The following is a 15,908-nucleotide window of genomic DNA, read 5'->3' on the forward strand; positions in this document are numbered from 1 at the left end:
TACGAATTGGGTAGCTAGTTACTTTTATTTCGTAATGTCTTTTGGATGGAACCTATGATTTTTAATAGTTCTTCGATATCAAATAATAGACTTTTACTTTCTTCTTTAGTAATAAATTCTGTGTCAGTTAATAATCTTTCCCAATAATGAGTTTCTCTTGCTTCTTTGTAGGCGATTGTAAGTTTAGCAAAAAAATCTTTTTCTGATTGTCCTCCAATAGCTTCTTCTATATTGGCTCCAAGAGAAGTTCCAGCACGAAGTAGCTATTTGCTTAAAACATATTCTTTCTTATCCTCACACAAATGCTTGTAAACTTTTACAATTCTTACAGCAAAAGCATAACTCTTAATCTGAATAATATTTTCCTTCATACTCACAATTCGTAATTATTTAATCTGTTTGATTCCTTTCATAAAAATCCACTTCATAAACAACTTTTCGCCGTCTTTGGTTTTGACTGCTTGAAATTGCGGTGCTAAAATAGTGCCTACAACAAAAGCTGTAAGCGGAATATACCAACCCGATAAATTGGTGTATCTTTTTATCAAAAACTGAAATCCGATAAACAAGATTCCGAACGAAATCAATTGGTAGATGAAGGAACGCAATTGTAACTTGGTCATAATTATTAATTGTTAATTATCATTATTAATTGAATTAAACTTCGTGCGTTTACTACCTTCATACATTTCATACTTCACCAAACGCGCTTCGAGACTTCCGTTGAACAATTTTATTTTTCTCGAAGGTTTCAATCCTACAAACTTTAACGCTTCGAGATTGGCAGTGATAAACCATGCATTGGTTCCGGGATAATTCTGTTTCAACGTATCGCCGATTTCTCTATAGAAACGTTCCATTTCAATATCCAAACGTTCGCCATACGGTGGATTAAAAACCATATGCAACGGGCCTTGAGTGTCTTTTTCAGTATCGAAAAAATTCTTTTCTTGAATCGTGATGTATTCTTCTAAATTGGCATTCTTGATATTGTCTTTGGCTTTTTGCACAGCACTTGGCGCTTTGTCATAGCCTTTAATCGTATAATGAAACTCACGTACTTTCTTGAGCAGCGAATCCATAATTTGGTCGAACAAATCGTTGTCCCAATCGTTCCATTTTTCAAAAGCAAATTCTTTTCTGTTGATGTTCGCCGGAATGTTGCACGCAATCATCGCCGCTTCGGCCAAAATGGTTCCGCTACCACACATCGGATCTAAGAAATCACCCTGGCCTTCCCAGCCTGAAAGTAAAATCATCCCGGCCGCTAAAACCTCATTAATCGGAGCAATATTCGTAGCCGTTTTATAACCACGCTGATGCAATGAATTTCCTGAAGTATCAAGCGCTACGGAAACCTGATCTTTATCGATGTGAATGTTGATGCGCAAATCGGGATAATCTTTATCAACACTTGGGCGTTGTCCGGTTTTATTTCTAAATTGATCGACAATCGCATCTTTACTTTTCTGCGACACAAATTGCGAATGTTTAAAATACTCCGAATGCACCGTCGTATCAATCACAAACGTCTGATTCGAATTCATATACTGCGCCCAATTGATGCCCGAAATGCCTTTATACAAAGCCAAATCGGTATTCGCTCGGAAATAATAAATGGGTTTTAAAATTTTCAAAGCCGTACGCAAAGACAAATTCGCCTTATACATAAAACCTTTATCGCCTTTAAAACTCACCATGCGGATGCCTTCCTCAACGTCTTGTGCACCCAACATTCTAAGTTCTTTAGCGAGTATTTCTTCAAAACCAAAAAAGGTTTTGGCAATCATTTTAAAATTATTTTCCATGGCAAAATCAAGTATTCGGTGCAAAAATACACTAAATTTGCACGTTCATAATTCAATGTGAAAGATTAAATGCCAAATTCTCAAAATCAAAATTCGAATCCCGAAGATTCCACTTGCAACAACTGGTTCGCCTCTTGGTTCGATTCTCCCTATTACCACGTTTTATACAAAGAACGAAACTATCGGGAAGCCCAGGTTTTTATGGACAATCTGACGCATTATCTCAACTTACCCGAACACGCAAAAGTATTGGATTTGGCTTGTGGAAAAGGCCGACATTCAATTTATCTAAACCAACTCGGATTCGATGTTCTCGGTGTTGATTTATCCGAAAACAGCATTGCCATTGCCAATAAAAATGCGAATAACACTTTGCATTTTCAAGTGCATGATATGCGCCAACCGTTCGAAGAAAAATACGATGCGATTTTCAATCTGTTTACAAGTTTTGGTTATTTTGCCTGCGATACAGATCATCTAAAAACCCTAATCGCCATCAAAGAAAGCCTTTCGGAATATGGTTTCGGCGTGATTGATTTTATGAATGCGACCAACGTCATAGCCAACTTGGTTCCAGAAGAGACCAAAACCGTAGACAACATCGATTTTCACATCAAACGTTTCCACATCGATGGCTATATTTACAAAGAAATTGATTTTGAAGATCAAGACATAAAACACCATTTTACCGAAAAAGTACGCGCCTTTACACTGCATGATTTTCAAGAATTGATGACCGAAGCCGGGATTTATTTACTCGATATTTTCGGTGATTATAAACTCAAAAAATTCCACAAAACCGATAGCGAACGTCTCATCATGATATTCAAATAATGAACTACCTATTGCCTCTTTTATCGGTACTTCTGGGTTACGGCATTGCGTTGTTTTTGCAACCCGATAATAAAAAAAATCTGAAGTTATTGCTCGCATTCAGCGGTTCCTTTTTATTGTCACTAACCGTCGTTCATTTATTACCGGACGTTTACGAAAGCCACTCGCATTCCGTTGGTATTTTCATCATGGTCGGGATTTTATTCCAAATTGTATTGGAGTTTTTCTCACAAGGCGCCGAACACGGACACGTTCACGGACACGATACCATGACCCAAATTCCTTGGTTGCTGTTTATAAGCTTGTGTATTCACGCATTTCTCGAAGGTTTGCCGGTAAGCCACCACCACAATCTCGCACTTGGAATCGGAATTCACCATTTGCCGATTGCTGTAATCTTAACGATGTTTTTCCTCAAAAGTCAACTCAACAAAAAAGCCATTTTCGCCTTCATGCTGACCTTTGCATTGATGACGCCATTGGGTACGTTATGCGCCGGAATGTTGCCTTTTGTCAACGATTACTACACCGAAATCACTGCGATTGTGATTGGGATATTATTCCACATTTCCTCAACGATTATTTTCGAAAGCAGTGAAGGGCACAAATTCAACATCGCCAAAATCTCGATGATTATACTCGGAATTGCATTGGCTTATTTTTTATAATCTGGGCGTGACCACAAGGGTCGGGCTATCCACTCCCAATCTTTTGCGCTGAACGCCAGCGCAAAAGGATTTCCGATACTATCCCTCACGCAACCCAGTTTAAAAATTCAAAAATTATTTGTTCAAGAACTTAATTAAAAATACCTGATTGCCACTGGCAGTCATCCTCTTAATATCACCCGAGCGTTAGCGAACTGGCGAAGCAAATCTCACGCAGCTCCAACTTCAAAACAACTTCCTATCTCAACCTGCAACTATTGAGTTTTTAAAAAACTTTCAATTGGTAAAAAACATCACTTATCAGTCAATTCCGGGCAGTTACTAATTTTTTTAGTGCGATTATGTATATTTTCTTAATTTTACTTCTTGTCAAGACAAAAACTTTTCCTCAACCGAAAACCAGTCGTGGCAACTGATTTGAAAAAACGCCTACATTAATATTTAAATACAACCGAATGAAAAAAGCATTCCTCACTTTAAGCCTATTATTCATAATCTCCATAGGGCATTCTCAAGGTTTTGATGCTACTCCAATAAACTTCGGATTACCTACCGCTGGCAATATTACAGCTACTGCTAACAACAGTTATTTTGCCATCAACAGTTATTTTTCAGATGTCGCGGATATCAACGGATCGCAATTGTGGTATCTCATGGATATGAATGGTGACGGCAAATCCGATTTGCTGGTCTATCAGGAAAAAGAAGCAGGCAATTATCGTGTTCCGGGAACAACTGGAAATCGCTATTGGAAAGTCTATTTGAACAATGGTACAGGTTTCAATACCACTCCTGTGAATTGGACTTTACCTGCTGGCGGTAATATTACCGCTTCAAGCAACAACAGTTATTATGGCATCAGTAATTACTTTAATGATGCTGCTGACGTCAACGGTTCTCAGTTGTGGTATGTCATGGATATGAATGGAGATGCCAAACCAGATATACTGGTCTACCAAGAAAAAGAAGCCGGTAATTATCGCGTTCCAGGTACAACAGGAAACCGCTATTGGAAAGTATACCTTAACAATGGTTCCGGTTTCGATACAACACCAGTGAATTGGTCATTGCCAGCCGGAGGAAACATTAACGCTACTAGCAATAACAGTTATTATAATATTATTAATAATTATTCTGATAACACCGAGGTTACAGGATCACAGTTGTGGTATCTCATGGATATGAATGGCGATGGCAAATCCGATTTACTAGTGTATCGGGAAAAAGGAGCAGGCAATTATAGTGTACCCGGAACAACAGGAAACCGCTATTGGAAAGTTTATCTTAATAATGGTTCAGGTTTCGATACTACACCTCTCAGTTGGGCATTGCCCGCAGGAGGAAATATCACAACTACTACCAACAATAGCTATTATGATATCAATAATGTTTCAGGAAATGCCGATGATAGTAATGGGTCACAATTATGGTATATCATGGATTTTAATGGTGACCATAAGCTTGACTTACTAGTGTATCGAGAAAAAAATGCCGGTGCCTATAGTGTTCCTGGAACTATAGGAAATCGTTATTGGAAAGTATATCTTAACAATGACTCCGGCTTCGATTCTGCTCCTATCAATTGGTCGCTACCTGCAGGAGGGAATATTACTTCAACTATCAATAATAGCTATTACGCCATTAATAATAATTCAGGAAATGCAACCGACATCAACGGATCTCAACTATGGTATGTTATGGATATGGATGGAGATGGCAAATCTGATTTGCTGGTCTATGAGGAAAAAGAAGCCGGTAACTATCGTGTTCCCGGAACCACCGGAAGCCGCTTTTGGAAAGTATACGCTAACAATGGTGCTGGTTTCGATATATCCCCCGTCAATTGGACATTGCCCGCTGGAGGAAACATTACAACTACTACCAATAATAGCTATTATGCCATCAATAATAATTCAGCAAACGCTACTGACATTAACGGTTCCCAGTTTTGGTATGTGTTCGACATGAATGGTGACTACAAATCCGATCTTTTAGTATACGAAGAAAAACAATCTGGGGCCTATAGCGTTCCCGGCACCACGAATCGCTATTGGAAAGTCTACCTTAACAATAGTGCTCCTTTAGACATTCATGAAACTGTAGCGAATGACAATAACATCAACCTCTATCCAAATCCATTAACGGATTATTCGACGATTGCTTTCAAGGAAATACAAGAAAACACTTCAATCAAAATCTTTGATATTAGCGGTAAAGTGATAGCAACAGACATCTTTTCGGGTAAAGAATACACCATCAAAAAAGGCGGAATGAAACCTGGTGTTTATTTTTTACAGATTATTGATAAACTTAAAAACACCACTACCAAAAAATTAATAGTACAATAAGGAGATATAAATCCTCTAATACTATCGCAGTAACAACTCCGAAATAACTTTCTGTCTTAACAATTTTACAACCCAAAAACTTTGCAACTTCGAGTTTTTGCAGGCAAATATTACTTTTTTTGAAAGTCTAAAATCGAATATCCAATTTAAATTTAACAGAAAAAAAGTATGTTGTAAAAATGTTTATCGTAATATTGCAATGTAATAATTAAAACATGGGTGCCACCAAAACCGAACACTTCACCGAAAAGCAAAACGAAATTGCAACGCTAGCCAAAGCACTCGGACATCCCGCGAGAGTGGCCATCATTGAATATCTTATGAAAGTTGACACTTGCATTTGCGGCGACATCGTAAACGAATTACCACTCGCCCAACCCACCGTTTCCCAACATCTGAAAGAACTTAAAAATTCCGGATTGATCAAAGGAAGCATCGAAGGAAACGCAATCTGCTACTGCATTGATGAAAAAAAACTCGAAATATTGCAAGCCTATTTTGCCATCGTTTCCAATACATTAGAAACTAAGAAAAATAATTGTTGTTAACCTAAATGAATACAATATGAAACTATCTGAAATCAAAAACCTCCTAAATACTGTCAAAACTGTAAACTTCCAATTGCCAAACGGAACAATGGTTCCCGAACATTTTCACGTGACCGAAATTGGCGTCATCACAAAACATTTCATCGATTGCGGCGGCACAGTGAGATCTGAAAAAGTGGCTAACTTTCAACTTTGGAATGCCAACGATTTTGAACACCAACTCAAACCCGAAAAATTGATTAACATTATTGCGCTTTCCGAAAAAGTGTTATGCATGGAAGATTTAGAAATTGAAGTAGAATACCAATCTGAAACTATTGGAAAATACGACTTAGCTTTTGATGGCGAAAATTTCATGCTCACCGCTAAAAAAACAGCTTGCCTTGCACAAGATAATTGTGGGATAAAACAAGAAAGCAAATCAGAAGAAAAAGCCTGTTGTTCCACTGAAAGTAATTGCTGCTAAACATGAAAGATTTCTTTATAAAATATAAAAAACCAATTGTCATTACCACTTCAATCGTGATACTGCAGTTGGTTTTTGGCTGGGATCCCAAATTCTGTATCATCAATATTATCTGGTTATTGCTATGAAAAAAATACTTGTGCTCTGCACCGGAAACAGCTGCAGAAGTCAAATAGCCGAAGGTTATCTAAGGCATTTTGCCAATGGAAAAGCCATAGTTTTTAGCGCCGGAATCGAAACCCATGGCGTAAATCCAAAAGCCATTGCCGTGATGCAAGAAGACGGAATTGATATTTCAAACCACACCTCAAATCATATCGATGAATACAGCCAAATCGATTTCGATTTTGTAATCACAGTTTGCGATAACGCCAAAGAACATTGCCCTTTCTTCCCAACAAAAGCGAAAAAATTTCATTATAACTTTCCCGATCCCGCCAAAGCAACAGGAACAGAGGAAGAAATTCTAAATCAATTCAGAATCGTCAGACAAATGATCGAAGAGTATTCGCAGCAATTCATAACTGAAAATCTTTAAAATAAAGGCGACTTTACGTTTTTTATAATCTGGGCGTGTCCGCAAGGGCCGGGCTATCCACTCCCAATTTTTTGCGCCACCCGAGCCTTGGCGAACTGACGAAGTAAACACCGGCACAAAAAGATTTCCGCTACTATCCCTCACGCAAATTTGTCGTAAATTGAGGACCTAAAACAAATCCAACATGTTCATTCATCAAGGTAAAAAAAGAACAGCCAAACACAATTTGCAAATCGCATCATTACTGTCTTTTGTAGCCGGAATTGTCAATGTTGCTGGCTTTCTGGCAGTAGCCAAACTCACGACCAATGTAACGGGACACTTTGCCTTTTTCGTCGATGAGATTTTCAAACTCAATTTCTGGCAAGGATTTGTTTACTTTCTGTATATCTTCTTCTTTTTTCTCGGATCGTTCTCGTCTAATTTCCTTGTCGAAATCATCTCACGCAGAAACGACAACTTCGTTTACATCATTCCAACGTCTATTGAAAGTCTGATTTTATTGCTGGTTGCCGTTTTTGGAAAAAACATGATTGTCGAAAACCCAAACCTCATTGCCTGCAGTTTGCTCTTCGCGATGGGATTGCAAAATTCTTTAGTAACAAGAATTTCAAACGCCACTGTTAGAACCACTCATCTCACCGGACTTTTTACCGATTTGGGTATCGAACTGTCGCAGTTGTTTTTCTACCATGAAGCGGAAACTAGAGCAAAACTTTTTTCCTCAATAAGATTGCGGCTCACCATCATCACTTTCTTTTTTATCGGCGGAATCATCGGCGGAATTTTCTATTCAAAAATGGGTTTACAGGTGTTGCTCATCGGTGCTTTCACCTTAGTATTAGGTATGATATTCGACAACATCAAACTTAAAATAAAACTGCTCCACAAGAAATACAAGCACTAAAAATCCAATCAAAAACTATGCGTCTCCTCGGCTTTGCGAGCAAAAATGACTATTTTTGAACATTCAGAAAATCCAAAAGCGTAGCGCATCCAAAAATCGAACAATCCAACAATCCAAATGTCTTTCACCAAAACCACCGAACAATCTTCTAAATACGAGCATCTCGAAAAAATGTCCGTACACGAATTGCTGACCAACATCAACCGCGAAGACCAAACTGTTCCACTTGCCGTTCAAAAAGCATTACCACAAATAGAAAATTTAGTAGCCGCGATTGTCACAAAAATGAAACTCGGCGGGCGATTGTTCTATATTGGAGCCGGAACTTCAGGCCGATTGGGCATTGTTGACGCCTCGGAATGTCCACCCACATTTGGTGTGCCTTTCGATTTGGTTAATGGTATCATCGCCGGTGGTGACCAAGCCATTCGACGCGCCGTAGAAAATGCCGAAGACAACACTACACAAGCCTGGCTCGATTTGCAAGAACACCACATTACCGAAAATGATGTCGTCATTGGAATTGCCGCTTCAGGAACCACGCCTTACGTCATTGGCGGATTGGAAATGTGCAACCAAAATAACATCATCACCGGTGGCATTACTTGCAATGTCGGCAGTCCATTAGCACTCATAGCGAAATTCCCGATTGAAGTGGTTGTCGGCCCAGAATTCGTTACCGGAAGCTCCCGTATGAAAGCCGGAACCGCGCAAAAATTAGTACTCAATATGATTTCCACCGCAACGATGATTCAACTCGGAAAAGTCAAAGGCAACAAAATGGTCGACATGCAATTGAGTAACAACAAGCTCGTAGATCGTGGCGTGAAGATGATTATGGGCGAAATTCCTGTTTCCTATGAAGAAGCATCCGTATTACTGCAACAACACGGCAGCGTCAGAAAAGCGGTTGATGCTTATACCAAAAATCAGTAATGTATTTTTTCTATAGTCTCGTTGCATTGATTCCAATCATGATGATTTGGAGTTTATACCTGCTGCGAAAGTGGAAAAGCATCTATCGTTATAGCACCATCAGTGCGCTGGTTTGCATCATTTATTCGTATGTGATTTTATTTTCGCCTTTGCATTTCTTTGCGCAAGATCAACTCGGGTTAAAAAAAATATTTTTATTCCTCTATATAATATTCATTCATGCGGCAGGAAGTTTTATTTTTGCAATATACTACCACTATAAGTTATCAAAAAAATGGGAACCGATCGAGAAGTCTTAAGTAAAGGGATTCAATATTTAGCTTGGGCTTTACCCCTACTATTTATTGGGCCATCTGTGATATACAATGCGTTTATCAACAAGAATAACGGCTGGCATTATTTGGTTTTAGTCATCGGAATTGCCATCAGTTTCGGCGGTGTTTTTTTGTTGTTTAAGGGTGTACAAACCATCGTAAAAAGCATGTTCGACAGCAACCAAGACTAATGGAAGATCTGATTCACATCCACAAAACTTTTGATAAAGTCATCGCCATTGCGACCAAAATTCAAAATCGAGAATTTGAAGGTTGTGTGTTTAAAAACTGTGATTTTTCGAACAGCGATTTTTCGAACAATACATTTATGGAATGTCAGTTTATCGATTGCAATTTATCGATGATGCAAGTGGGCAATACGAGTTTGCAAGATGTTTCGTTTAAGAATTGTAAGTTGCTCGGCATTCAATTTCAAAGTTGCAACGACTTTTTGTTTCAAGTTGATTTTGATGAATGTACGTTAGATTACGCTTCGTTCGCCAACAAGAAAATGCCCAAAACGAAATTTGTTTCATGCTCGTTAAAGGAAGTTACTTTTATCAATGCGAATTTGACACAGTCAGTTTTTGATCATTGCAATCTCGAAAACGCGATTTTCAATGACACGCAATTGGCCGCTGTTGATTTTACAACCGCTTTTAATTATAAAATAGATCCGCAATTCAATCCTATGAAGAAAGCCAAGTTTTCTACCATCGGCATTTTAGGATTGCTTGAACAATACGATATCAAAATTGAATAAGATTAACCGCAAAGCTCACAAAGATTAACGCAATGAACGCAAAAATTAAATAAAGCTTAGCGAACTTTGCGACCCGAGCGTAGCGAACTGACGAAGTAAAAACTTAGCGATCCTTGCGGTAAAAAAATTTAAATTATGAATGCAGCATATCTCGACAGTGTCAAAAAGCAGTTTCTCTATTACAAAATGTTAGGAGAAAAAGCCATCAACCAACTCGAACCGGAACAACTTTTTGTGATGGTCAATGAAGATAGGAACAGCATTGCCACGATTGTAAAACACCTTTCAGGCAATATGCTCTCACGCTGGACAGACTTTCTGACGACCGACGGCGAAAAAGAATGGCGCGAGCGTGATGGTGAATTTGAAAATGATTTAACTTCGAAAGAAGCAGTCATGCAAGTTTGGGACAATGGTTGGGATTGTTTTTTAAACGCTTTGAATGGTTTACAACCGAACCAGCTTTCTGAAATCATCTACATTCGCAATGAAGGGCACACGGTCGTGGAAGCAATCAACCGACAATTGGCGCATTATCCGTATCATGTTGGGCAGATTGTTTTTTATGCGAAACAATTGAAACACGGGGCTTGGGATAGTTTGTCGATTCCGAGAAATGCATCTAGCAGTTATAATGCGGATAAGTTTTCGAAGGACAAAAGCATTAAGAATTTTACGGATGATGAATTGAATCGATTGAAACAATAGCATTTCTTGCGGCTCTGCGGATTTGCGAGAAAAAATTAATGGCTCGCAAAGACGCAGAGTCGCAAAGTTTAACCAATTGCCTAGCCCGGATAGCAGTGGTTATCCTTTTTGTTTTTTCTTTAAAAACAAAAAGATAGTAGCAGATAGCCGGAAACAGCTCCTAAAGAATATGAAGAAAATAACACTTTTGCCTGTATTATTGCTTTTGATTTCGTGCTACAACACCGAACGCAATTGCCAAGATTTTAAAACCGGAACGTTCCGATCGGAGATTACGATTAATGGCGTGAAGCACTCGACAACCTCGATTCGCACCGATTCGCTCGTAATTGAAACTTATAAAGGCAAGACCGACACGGCGTCGATTCGTTGGGTGAATGATTGCGAGTATGTGCTGCAGCAGTTGCATCCGAAATCGATGGCCGAAGAAAAGGCAATTACGATAAAAATTTTGACTACTTCGAAAAATTCGTATACTTTTGAATTTGGAGCGGTGGGAAATGATGCGAAACAGCGCGGAACCGCAAGAAAGATTTGAAATTATTAGATTGTTAGACTATAAGATTTTAGGACTGTAAGAATTAAACTGATTAACTTTTATACTATGTTTGAAATATTTTCAACCCCAGATGCTTGGGTGGCGCTTTTAACTTTGACTTTTTTGGAGATTATTCTTGGGATTGACAATATTGTTTTCCTGTCGATTGTATCTGGGAAATTGGTAGCGAAAGACCAACCGAAAGCGCGACGAATCGGATTGCTTTTGGCGATGGCTTTTCGGATTATACTATTGTTTGGCATCACTTGGGTGCTCAGTTTGCAGGATACTTTGATTGCTTTGGATTGGGGTTGGTTTTCGGCGCATATCACTGGGCAGAGCATTATCATTTTCGGTGGTGGTTTGTTTTTGTTGTATAAAAGTGTGACTGAAATTCACCATAAACTCGAAGGTGAAGAAGATGGCGACAACGCCAAAGCGGGCAATTCGTTGATGAATGCGATTATTCAGATTGCGGTGTTGAATTTGGTTTTTTCATTCGACAGTATATTGACGGCAGTAGGATTGATCAGTATGAAACCCATTAACGAAGGCGGATTTGGTTATGCCGGCGCATTGGAAATTATGATTCTGGCGGTGGTGATTTCGATATTGATTATGATGATTTTTGCAGGGCCGGTGAGTAAATTTGTCAATGAACATCCGACGATTCAGATTTTGGGATTGTCGTTTTTGATTTTGATTGGCGTGATGTTGATTGCTGAAGGTTCACATTTGGCGCACTTTAAATTCTTTGGTGATAGCGAAGTGACGAGTATTCCGAAAGGCTATTTATACTTTACGATTTTCTTCTCGTTGTTTGTTGAGTTCTTGAATTTGAAAATCAAGAAATCTAAGAATCCGGTGAAGTTGCACAATAATAAAATTAAGGATAAGAAATTGGAGGATCAGGATTTGTTGGATTAAATATTAACCGCAAAGAGCACAATAATATATAATTTTACCGCAGATTCACAGATTAAAATTGACATTAAAATCAATAATCTGTAAATCTGCGGTTTATTTTTTTGCGCCTTTGCGGCTTTGCGAGAAATTAAAATGATATGCTCGCAAAGACGCGAAGACGCAAAGTGTTTTGGTTATTGGAAAACCATTGAAACTTTATAACAAATAGAAGGAAATATATAAATCTTTAGCATGAATTTAGTGTATCTTCACCGTTAATTCAAAACACTAAATCATGAAAAAAGTAGTCCTAATGTTATCGCTGGCCATGAGTCTGTTTTCTTGTAAACAAACTGCCGATCAAGCCAAAGTCGTAGAAGAAGATAAACAAGCGGTTATCGATTCGATGAATGTCGTGTTGACCAAACAAAAAATGGAAATCGCCAAACAAAAATCAATCGATTCTATGCAAGCGATTGTGCAACAACAGAAACACTCGTCGAGTCAAGTGACGCATACCACTACAACCGTCACTGAAAAAAGAAAAGGTTGGAGCGGTGCTGCAAAAGGTGCTGTTATTGGTGCCGGAGTTGGTGCTGTGGCTGGCGCAGTCATTGACAAAAAACGCCCTGCTGAAGGTGCGATAATCGGCGGATTAGCTGGAGCTGGTGTAGGTGCTGGAACAGGTGCAATCATCGATTCTAAGAAGAAAAAATAATTTAACCGCAAGGAACACAAAGTTTAACGCAAAGGGCGCAAAGATTAATTTCTTTGCGCCCTTTGCGATTTTTTTCTTAGCGAACTCTGCGGTTAAAACAACGTAATCTGCCCATCGTCATCCAATTGAATATCTTCATCATTAACTTCCATTTCGGTTTCTTCTGTCACTTCAATTTCTTCAGGAACCACTTCTTCGGGAGCTTCGTATGGCAACGGTTCCAACAAATTCACTTGTTTGAGTTTGTCTGTTGTCAACTGATTGCCTAATGCTTTAAAACCTTTAACGGCAATAAATGCTTCGAGATCTACGGTTTGATTTTCTTTTTGAACGCCTTTGACTTTATTAAACACCAATTCCGCCACCGGACGATAATCGGTAGCTACAATTTCCAATTGTGAATTTGGATGTTCTGTGATAAAAATTTCTTCTTTACCTTCGGTTTCCACGAGAAAACGTTTCACATAATAACGCTCTTTTTCTCCATCATAATAAATCGCAGAAATCGGTTTGTTTGGAATCCATTTTTCTAACACGACCATGTCTTCATCGAAATGCGTAGTGAGTTCGGGGATGATCACTTTGAGTTTCCCGGTTTGTGAAATGACTAGGATTTTATCGTTTGGACGGAATTCACCAAGCAATTCACCTCGTGCATCGGTATTGAGTTTTTGAACCGTATCGTCGAACCAAATTTTTCTCGGCAATAATGTCGATATTCCTTTTTCTTTAATTTCGATTTTCTTAATCGGATATTTCGTCACGAGATTACCCTTCGAAGCGCGGCCTTTAATCGCAATACTCGCAAAATCTAAATCCCATTTGAGTTTTTTGATGCTGCCCACTTGACGCAATAAAATCGTAACCACTTCAGCTTCTCCGTTCGGATTTACGGTAAAATATAAGGTTTGAGAACCTTTCGTTTCATTCGTCAAATCATATAATTTGTCTCTGGTAACGCCCGAAACATTAAATCGTTTGATATACGCCGGACCCGATTTTCCATCGCGGTAAATCATGTTGTAAATCGTGCGTTTATCGCTTTTATCGAAAATCGCCACGTGAATAATATCCTTTCCAACAAACTTCTTATCATCGACTTTACAAATCATCATATTGCCATCGCGCAGGAATACAATCACATCATCAATATCAGAGCAATCGGTCACATATTCGTCTTTCTTGAGTCCAGTTCCGATGAAACCTTCTTCGCGATTCACATACAATTTGGTATTTCTCAAAACCACTTTCGTCGCTTCAATATCGTCGAAAATTCTGAGTTCAGTTTGGCGTTCTCTGCCTTTGCCGTATTTGTCTTTAAGCTTTGTAAAATACGCAATCGCGAAATCAGTCAAGTGTTCTAAATCATGTTTCACTTGCTCAATGTCGCCTTCCAAAGCATCGATTTTGTCTTGCGCTTTATTGCTGTCGAATTTAGAAATACGCATGATTTTGATTTCCGTCAAGCGCAAAATATCTTCTTCGGTAATCGCTCTTTTTAAAGGTTTGATGAAAGGTTTCAATCCTTCGTCAATCGCAGCAATCACACCTTCTTTGGTGGTTTCTTCTTCAATCAAACGGTAGATTCTGTTCTCAATGAAAATGCGTTCGAGCGAAAGGAAATGCCATTGTTCTTCGAGTTCACTTAATTGAATTTCAAGTTCACTTTGAAGCAAATGCACCGTGCGTTCCGTAGAAATTCTGAGCATATGAGAGACACCAACGAACAACGGTTTGTTGTCTTCAATCACACAACCCAAAGGCGCTACTGAAGTTTCACAAGCCGTGAAAGCAAACAGTGCATCAATGGTTTTGTCTGGAGAAACGCCGGGATATAAGTGAATTAAAATCTCCACTTCCGCAGCCGTATTGTCTTCTATTTTTTTGATTTTGATTTTGCCTTTTTCATTGGCTTTCAAAATACTGTCAATCAAAGTTGTCGTGTTGGTCGAAAACGGGATTTGCGTAATCACCAAAGTATTCTTATCGAGTTGTCCAATCTTCGCACGAACGCGAACACGACCGCCACGCAACCCATCATTATAATTCGAAACATCCGCAATACCGGCTGTTTGAAAATCAGGAAAAATCTGAAACGGTTTTCCTTTTAATATTTTAATCGACGCATCAATCAATTCATTAAAATTATGCGGCAACACTTTCGTCGATAAACCCACCGCAATTCCTTCAGCACCTTGCGCTAAAAGCAGCGGAAATTTTACAGGAAGATTGTTCGGCTCGGCACGTCTTCCATCATAAGAAACACCCCAATCGGTAATCTTTGGAGAATACAAAACCTCCAAAGCAAATTTCGACAAACGTGCTTCAATATAACGCGAAGCCGCAGCACCATCGCCCGTGAGTATGTTCCCCCAGTTTCCTTGACAATCAATGAGTAATTCTTTCTGACCGATTTGCACCATCGCATCGCCAATACTTTGATCACCATGCGGATGGTATTGCATCGTGTGCCCAACCACATTCGCCACTTTGTTGTAACGACCATCATCGAGTTCTTTGAGCGAATGCATGATACGACGTTGCACAGGTTTGAAACCATCTTCAATCGCAGGAACCGCGCGCTCGAGGATTACATACGACGCATAATCCAAAAACCAGTCTTTATACATGCCGGTCACTTTGGTAATCGTATCGTTGGCGTCTTCGTCGTTTTCGTAGAAATGATGTTCTCCCGAAGGTGCTACTTCTTCAGAAACTTCCTCATTGGAATTTTCTTCTGGCGCATCATTCTCTGAATCATCATTGATGTTTTCGTCTTCTTCGTCTTTCATTTAAGCTGATTATTGATCAGTATTTTTTTTAGGAGCTAATCCTGCTATCATTCCAATCTTGTCATTGCGAGCTTGCGCGGCAATCTCCCAACGTCAAGGATTTTCCCTTCTATCAG

The 15,908-nt window shown here is 39.0% G+C and carries 17 protein-coding genes and 1 pseudogene; 14 read left to right on the top strand and 4 right to left on the bottom strand.

Annotation, left to right across the window (positions count from 1 at the left end; genetic code table 11):
• Positions 1-14: 14 nt before the first annotated feature.
• The 3 genes and pseudogenes from RMO03_RS10440 to RMO03_RS10450 all read right to left on the bottom strand — a co-directional run bounded on the left by RMO03_RS10440 (position 15) and on the right by RMO03_RS10450 (position 1,808).
• A pseudogene (locus RMO03_RS10440) lies at positions 15-371 on the bottom strand (four helix bundle protein).
• A gap of 15 nt (positions 372-386) precedes the next feature.
• Positions 387-623: a hypothetical protein gene (locus RMO03_RS10445; RefSeq protein WP_309642046.1), complete on the bottom strand. Its 237-nt coding sequence runs from the start codon at positions 621-623 to the stop codon at positions 387-389.
• A gap of 12 nt (positions 624-635) precedes the next feature.
• Positions 636-1,808, bottom strand: a complete 1,173-nt coding sequence (locus tag RMO03_RS10450) for a THUMP domain-containing protein (protein ID WP_309642047.1) — start codon at positions 1,806-1,808, stop codon at positions 636-638.
• Positions 1,809-1,877: 69 nt separating this feature from the next.
• Between RMO03_RS10450 and RMO03_RS10455 the strand changes: the two genes are divergently transcribed.
• The 14 genes from RMO03_RS10455 to RMO03_RS10520 all read left to right on the top strand — a co-directional run bounded on the left by RMO03_RS10455 (position 1,878) and on the right by RMO03_RS10520 (position 13,000).
• On the top strand, positions 1,878-2,642 hold the full coding sequence (locus RMO03_RS10455; protein ID WP_309642048.1) for a class I SAM-dependent methyltransferase: 765 nt from the start codon (positions 1,878-1,880) through the stop codon (positions 2,640-2,642).
• Positions 2,642-3,310, top strand: a complete 669-nt coding sequence (locus RMO03_RS10460; protein ID WP_309642049.1) for a ZIP family metal transporter — start codon at positions 2,642-2,644, stop codon at positions 3,308-3,310. The genes RMO03_RS10455 and RMO03_RS10460 overlap by 1 nt, the downstream gene beginning before the upstream one ends.
• A 455-nt stretch (positions 3,311-3,765) precedes the next feature.
• Entirely contained in the window at positions 3,766-5,658 is a 1,893-nt protein-coding gene (locus tag RMO03_RS10465) for a T9SS type A sorting domain-containing protein (RefSeq protein ID WP_309642050.1), read from the top strand.
• Between the two features lie 215 nt (positions 5,659-5,873).
• The gene (locus RMO03_RS10470; RefSeq protein WP_309642051.1) at positions 5,874-6,206 is read left to right on the top strand and encodes a metalloregulator ArsR/SmtB family transcription factor; all 333 of its coding nucleotides are present in this window, start codon (positions 5,874-5,876) and stop codon (positions 6,204-6,206) included.
• Positions 6,207-6,222: 16 nt separating this feature from the next.
• Entirely contained in the window at positions 6,223-6,672 is a 450-nt protein-coding gene (locus tag RMO03_RS10475; protein ID WP_309642052.1) for a DUF6428 family protein, read from the top strand.
• 124 nt (positions 6,673-6,796) lie between these two features.
• Positions 6,797-7,210: an arsenate reductase ArsC gene (locus tag RMO03_RS10480; protein WP_309642053.1), complete on the top strand. Its 414-nt coding sequence runs from the start codon at positions 6,797-6,799 to the stop codon at positions 7,208-7,210.
• Positions 7,211-7,394: 184 nt separating this feature from the next.
• A complete protein-coding gene (locus RMO03_RS10485; protein WP_309642054.1) occupies positions 7,395-8,117 on the top strand; it encodes a YoaK family protein in 723 nt (240 codons plus the stop codon).
• A 117-nt stretch (positions 8,118-8,234) separates the two neighbouring features.
• Complete coding sequence (gene murQ, locus RMO03_RS10490; RefSeq protein ID WP_309642055.1) at positions 8,235-9,053, top strand: N-acetylmuramic acid 6-phosphate etherase; 819 nt, start codon at positions 8,235-8,237, stop codon at positions 9,051-9,053.
• A 274-nt stretch (positions 9,054-9,327) separates the two neighbouring features.
• The gene (locus tag RMO03_RS10495; protein ID WP_309642056.1) at positions 9,328-9,558 is read left to right on the top strand and encodes a DUF6095 family protein; all 231 of its coding nucleotides are present in this window, start codon (positions 9,328-9,330) and stop codon (positions 9,556-9,558) included.
• A complete protein-coding gene (locus RMO03_RS10500) occupies positions 9,558-10,130 on the top strand; it encodes a pentapeptide repeat-containing protein (RefSeq protein WP_309642057.1) in 573 nt (190 codons plus the stop codon). Before RMO03_RS10495 ends, RMO03_RS10500 begins: the two co-directional genes overlap by 1 nt.
• 135 nt (positions 10,131-10,265) lie before the next feature.
• Entirely contained in the window at positions 10,266-10,838 is a 573-nt protein-coding gene (locus RMO03_RS10505; protein WP_309642058.1) for a DUF1572 family protein, read from the top strand.
• 169 nt (positions 10,839-11,007) lie between these two features.
• Positions 11,008-11,376, top strand: coding sequence for a DNA topoisomerase IV (locus tag RMO03_RS10510; RefSeq protein ID WP_309642059.1), 369 nt, complete (start codon positions 11,008-11,010; stop codon positions 11,374-11,376).
• 66 nt (positions 11,377-11,442) lie between these two features.
• The gene (locus RMO03_RS10515) at positions 11,443-12,303 is read left to right on the top strand and encodes a TerC family protein (RefSeq protein ID WP_309642060.1); all 861 of its coding nucleotides are present in this window, start codon (positions 11,443-11,445) and stop codon (positions 12,301-12,303) included.
• Positions 12,304-12,577: 274 nt separating this feature from the next.
• Positions 12,578-13,000: a YMGG-like glycine zipper-containing protein gene (locus RMO03_RS10520; RefSeq protein WP_309642061.1), complete on the top strand. Its 423-nt coding sequence runs from the start codon at positions 12,578-12,580 to the stop codon at positions 12,998-13,000.
• A gap of 92 nt (positions 13,001-13,092) precedes the next feature.
• Here the strand turns inward: RMO03_RS10520 and RMO03_RS10525 are convergent, their stop codons facing one another.
• A complete protein-coding gene (locus RMO03_RS10525) occupies positions 13,093-15,792 on the bottom strand; it encodes a DNA gyrase/topoisomerase IV subunit A (RefSeq protein ID WP_309642062.1) in 2,700 nt (899 codons plus the stop codon).
• Between the last annotated feature and the right edge of the window lie 116 nt (positions 15,793-15,908).

The sequence above is a fragment of the Flavobacterium sp. genome, from assembly GCF_031411595.1.
GTDB lineage: Bacteria > Bacteroidota > Bacteroidia > Flavobacteriales > Flavobacteriaceae > Flavobacterium.

Excerpts from the sequence above, each read along its gene's own strand:
- murQ (WP_309642055.1), top strand. The coding sequence starts at position 8,235 with ATGTCTTTCACCAAAACCACCGAACAATCTTCTAAATACGAGCATCTC.
- RMO03_RS10515 (WP_309642060.1), top strand. The coding sequence starts at position 11,443 with ATGTTTGAAATATTTTCAACCCCAGATGCTTGGGTGGCGCTTTTAACT.
- RMO03_RS10510 (WP_309642059.1), top strand. The coding sequence starts at position 11,008 with ATGAAGAAAATAACACTTTTGCCTGTATTATTGCTTTTGATTTCGTGC.
- RMO03_RS10455 (WP_309642048.1), top strand. The coding sequence starts at position 1,878 with ATGCCAAATTCTCAAAATCAAAATTCGAATCCCGAAGATTCCACTTGC.
- RMO03_RS10450 (WP_309642047.1), bottom strand. The coding sequence starts at position 1,808 with ATGGAAAATAATTTTAAAATGATTGCCAAAACCTTTTTTGGTTTTGAA.
- RMO03_RS10480 (WP_309642053.1), top strand. The coding sequence starts at position 6,797 with ATGAAAAAAATACTTGTGCTCTGCACCGGAAACAGCTGCAGAAGTCAA.
- RMO03_RS10520 (WP_309642061.1), top strand. The coding sequence starts at position 12,578 with ATGAAAAAAGTAGTCCTAATGTTATCGCTGGCCATGAGTCTGTTTTCT.
- RMO03_RS10525 (WP_309642062.1), bottom strand. The coding sequence starts at position 15,792 with ATGAAAGACGAAGAAGACGAAAACATCAATGATGATTCAGAGAATGAT.
- RMO03_RS10500 (WP_309642057.1), top strand. The coding sequence starts at position 9,558 with ATGGAAGATCTGATTCACATCCACAAAACTTTTGATAAAGTCATCGCC.
- RMO03_RS10445 (WP_309642046.1), bottom strand. The coding sequence starts at position 623 with ATGACCAAGTTACAATTGCGTTCCTTCATCTACCAATTGATTTCGTTC.
- RMO03_RS10495 (WP_309642056.1), top strand. The coding sequence starts at position 9,328 with ATGGGAACCGATCGAGAAGTCTTAAGTAAAGGGATTCAATATTTAGCT.
- RMO03_RS10465 (WP_309642050.1), top strand. The coding sequence starts at position 3,766 with ATGAAAAAAGCATTCCTCACTTTAAGCCTATTATTCATAATCTCCATA.
- RMO03_RS10485 (WP_309642054.1), top strand. The coding sequence starts at position 7,395 with ATGTTCATTCATCAAGGTAAAAAAAGAACAGCCAAACACAATTTGCAA.
- RMO03_RS10470 (WP_309642051.1), top strand. The coding sequence starts at position 5,874 with ATGGGTGCCACCAAAACCGAACACTTCACCGAAAAGCAAAACGAAATT.
- RMO03_RS10475 (WP_309642052.1), top strand. The coding sequence starts at position 6,223 with ATGAAACTATCTGAAATCAAAAACCTCCTAAATACTGTCAAAACTGTA.
- RMO03_RS10505 (WP_309642058.1), top strand. The coding sequence starts at position 10,266 with ATGAATGCAGCATATCTCGACAGTGTCAAAAAGCAGTTTCTCTATTAC.
- RMO03_RS10460 (WP_309642049.1), top strand. The coding sequence starts at position 2,642 with ATGAACTACCTATTGCCTCTTTTATCGGTACTTCTGGGTTACGGCATT.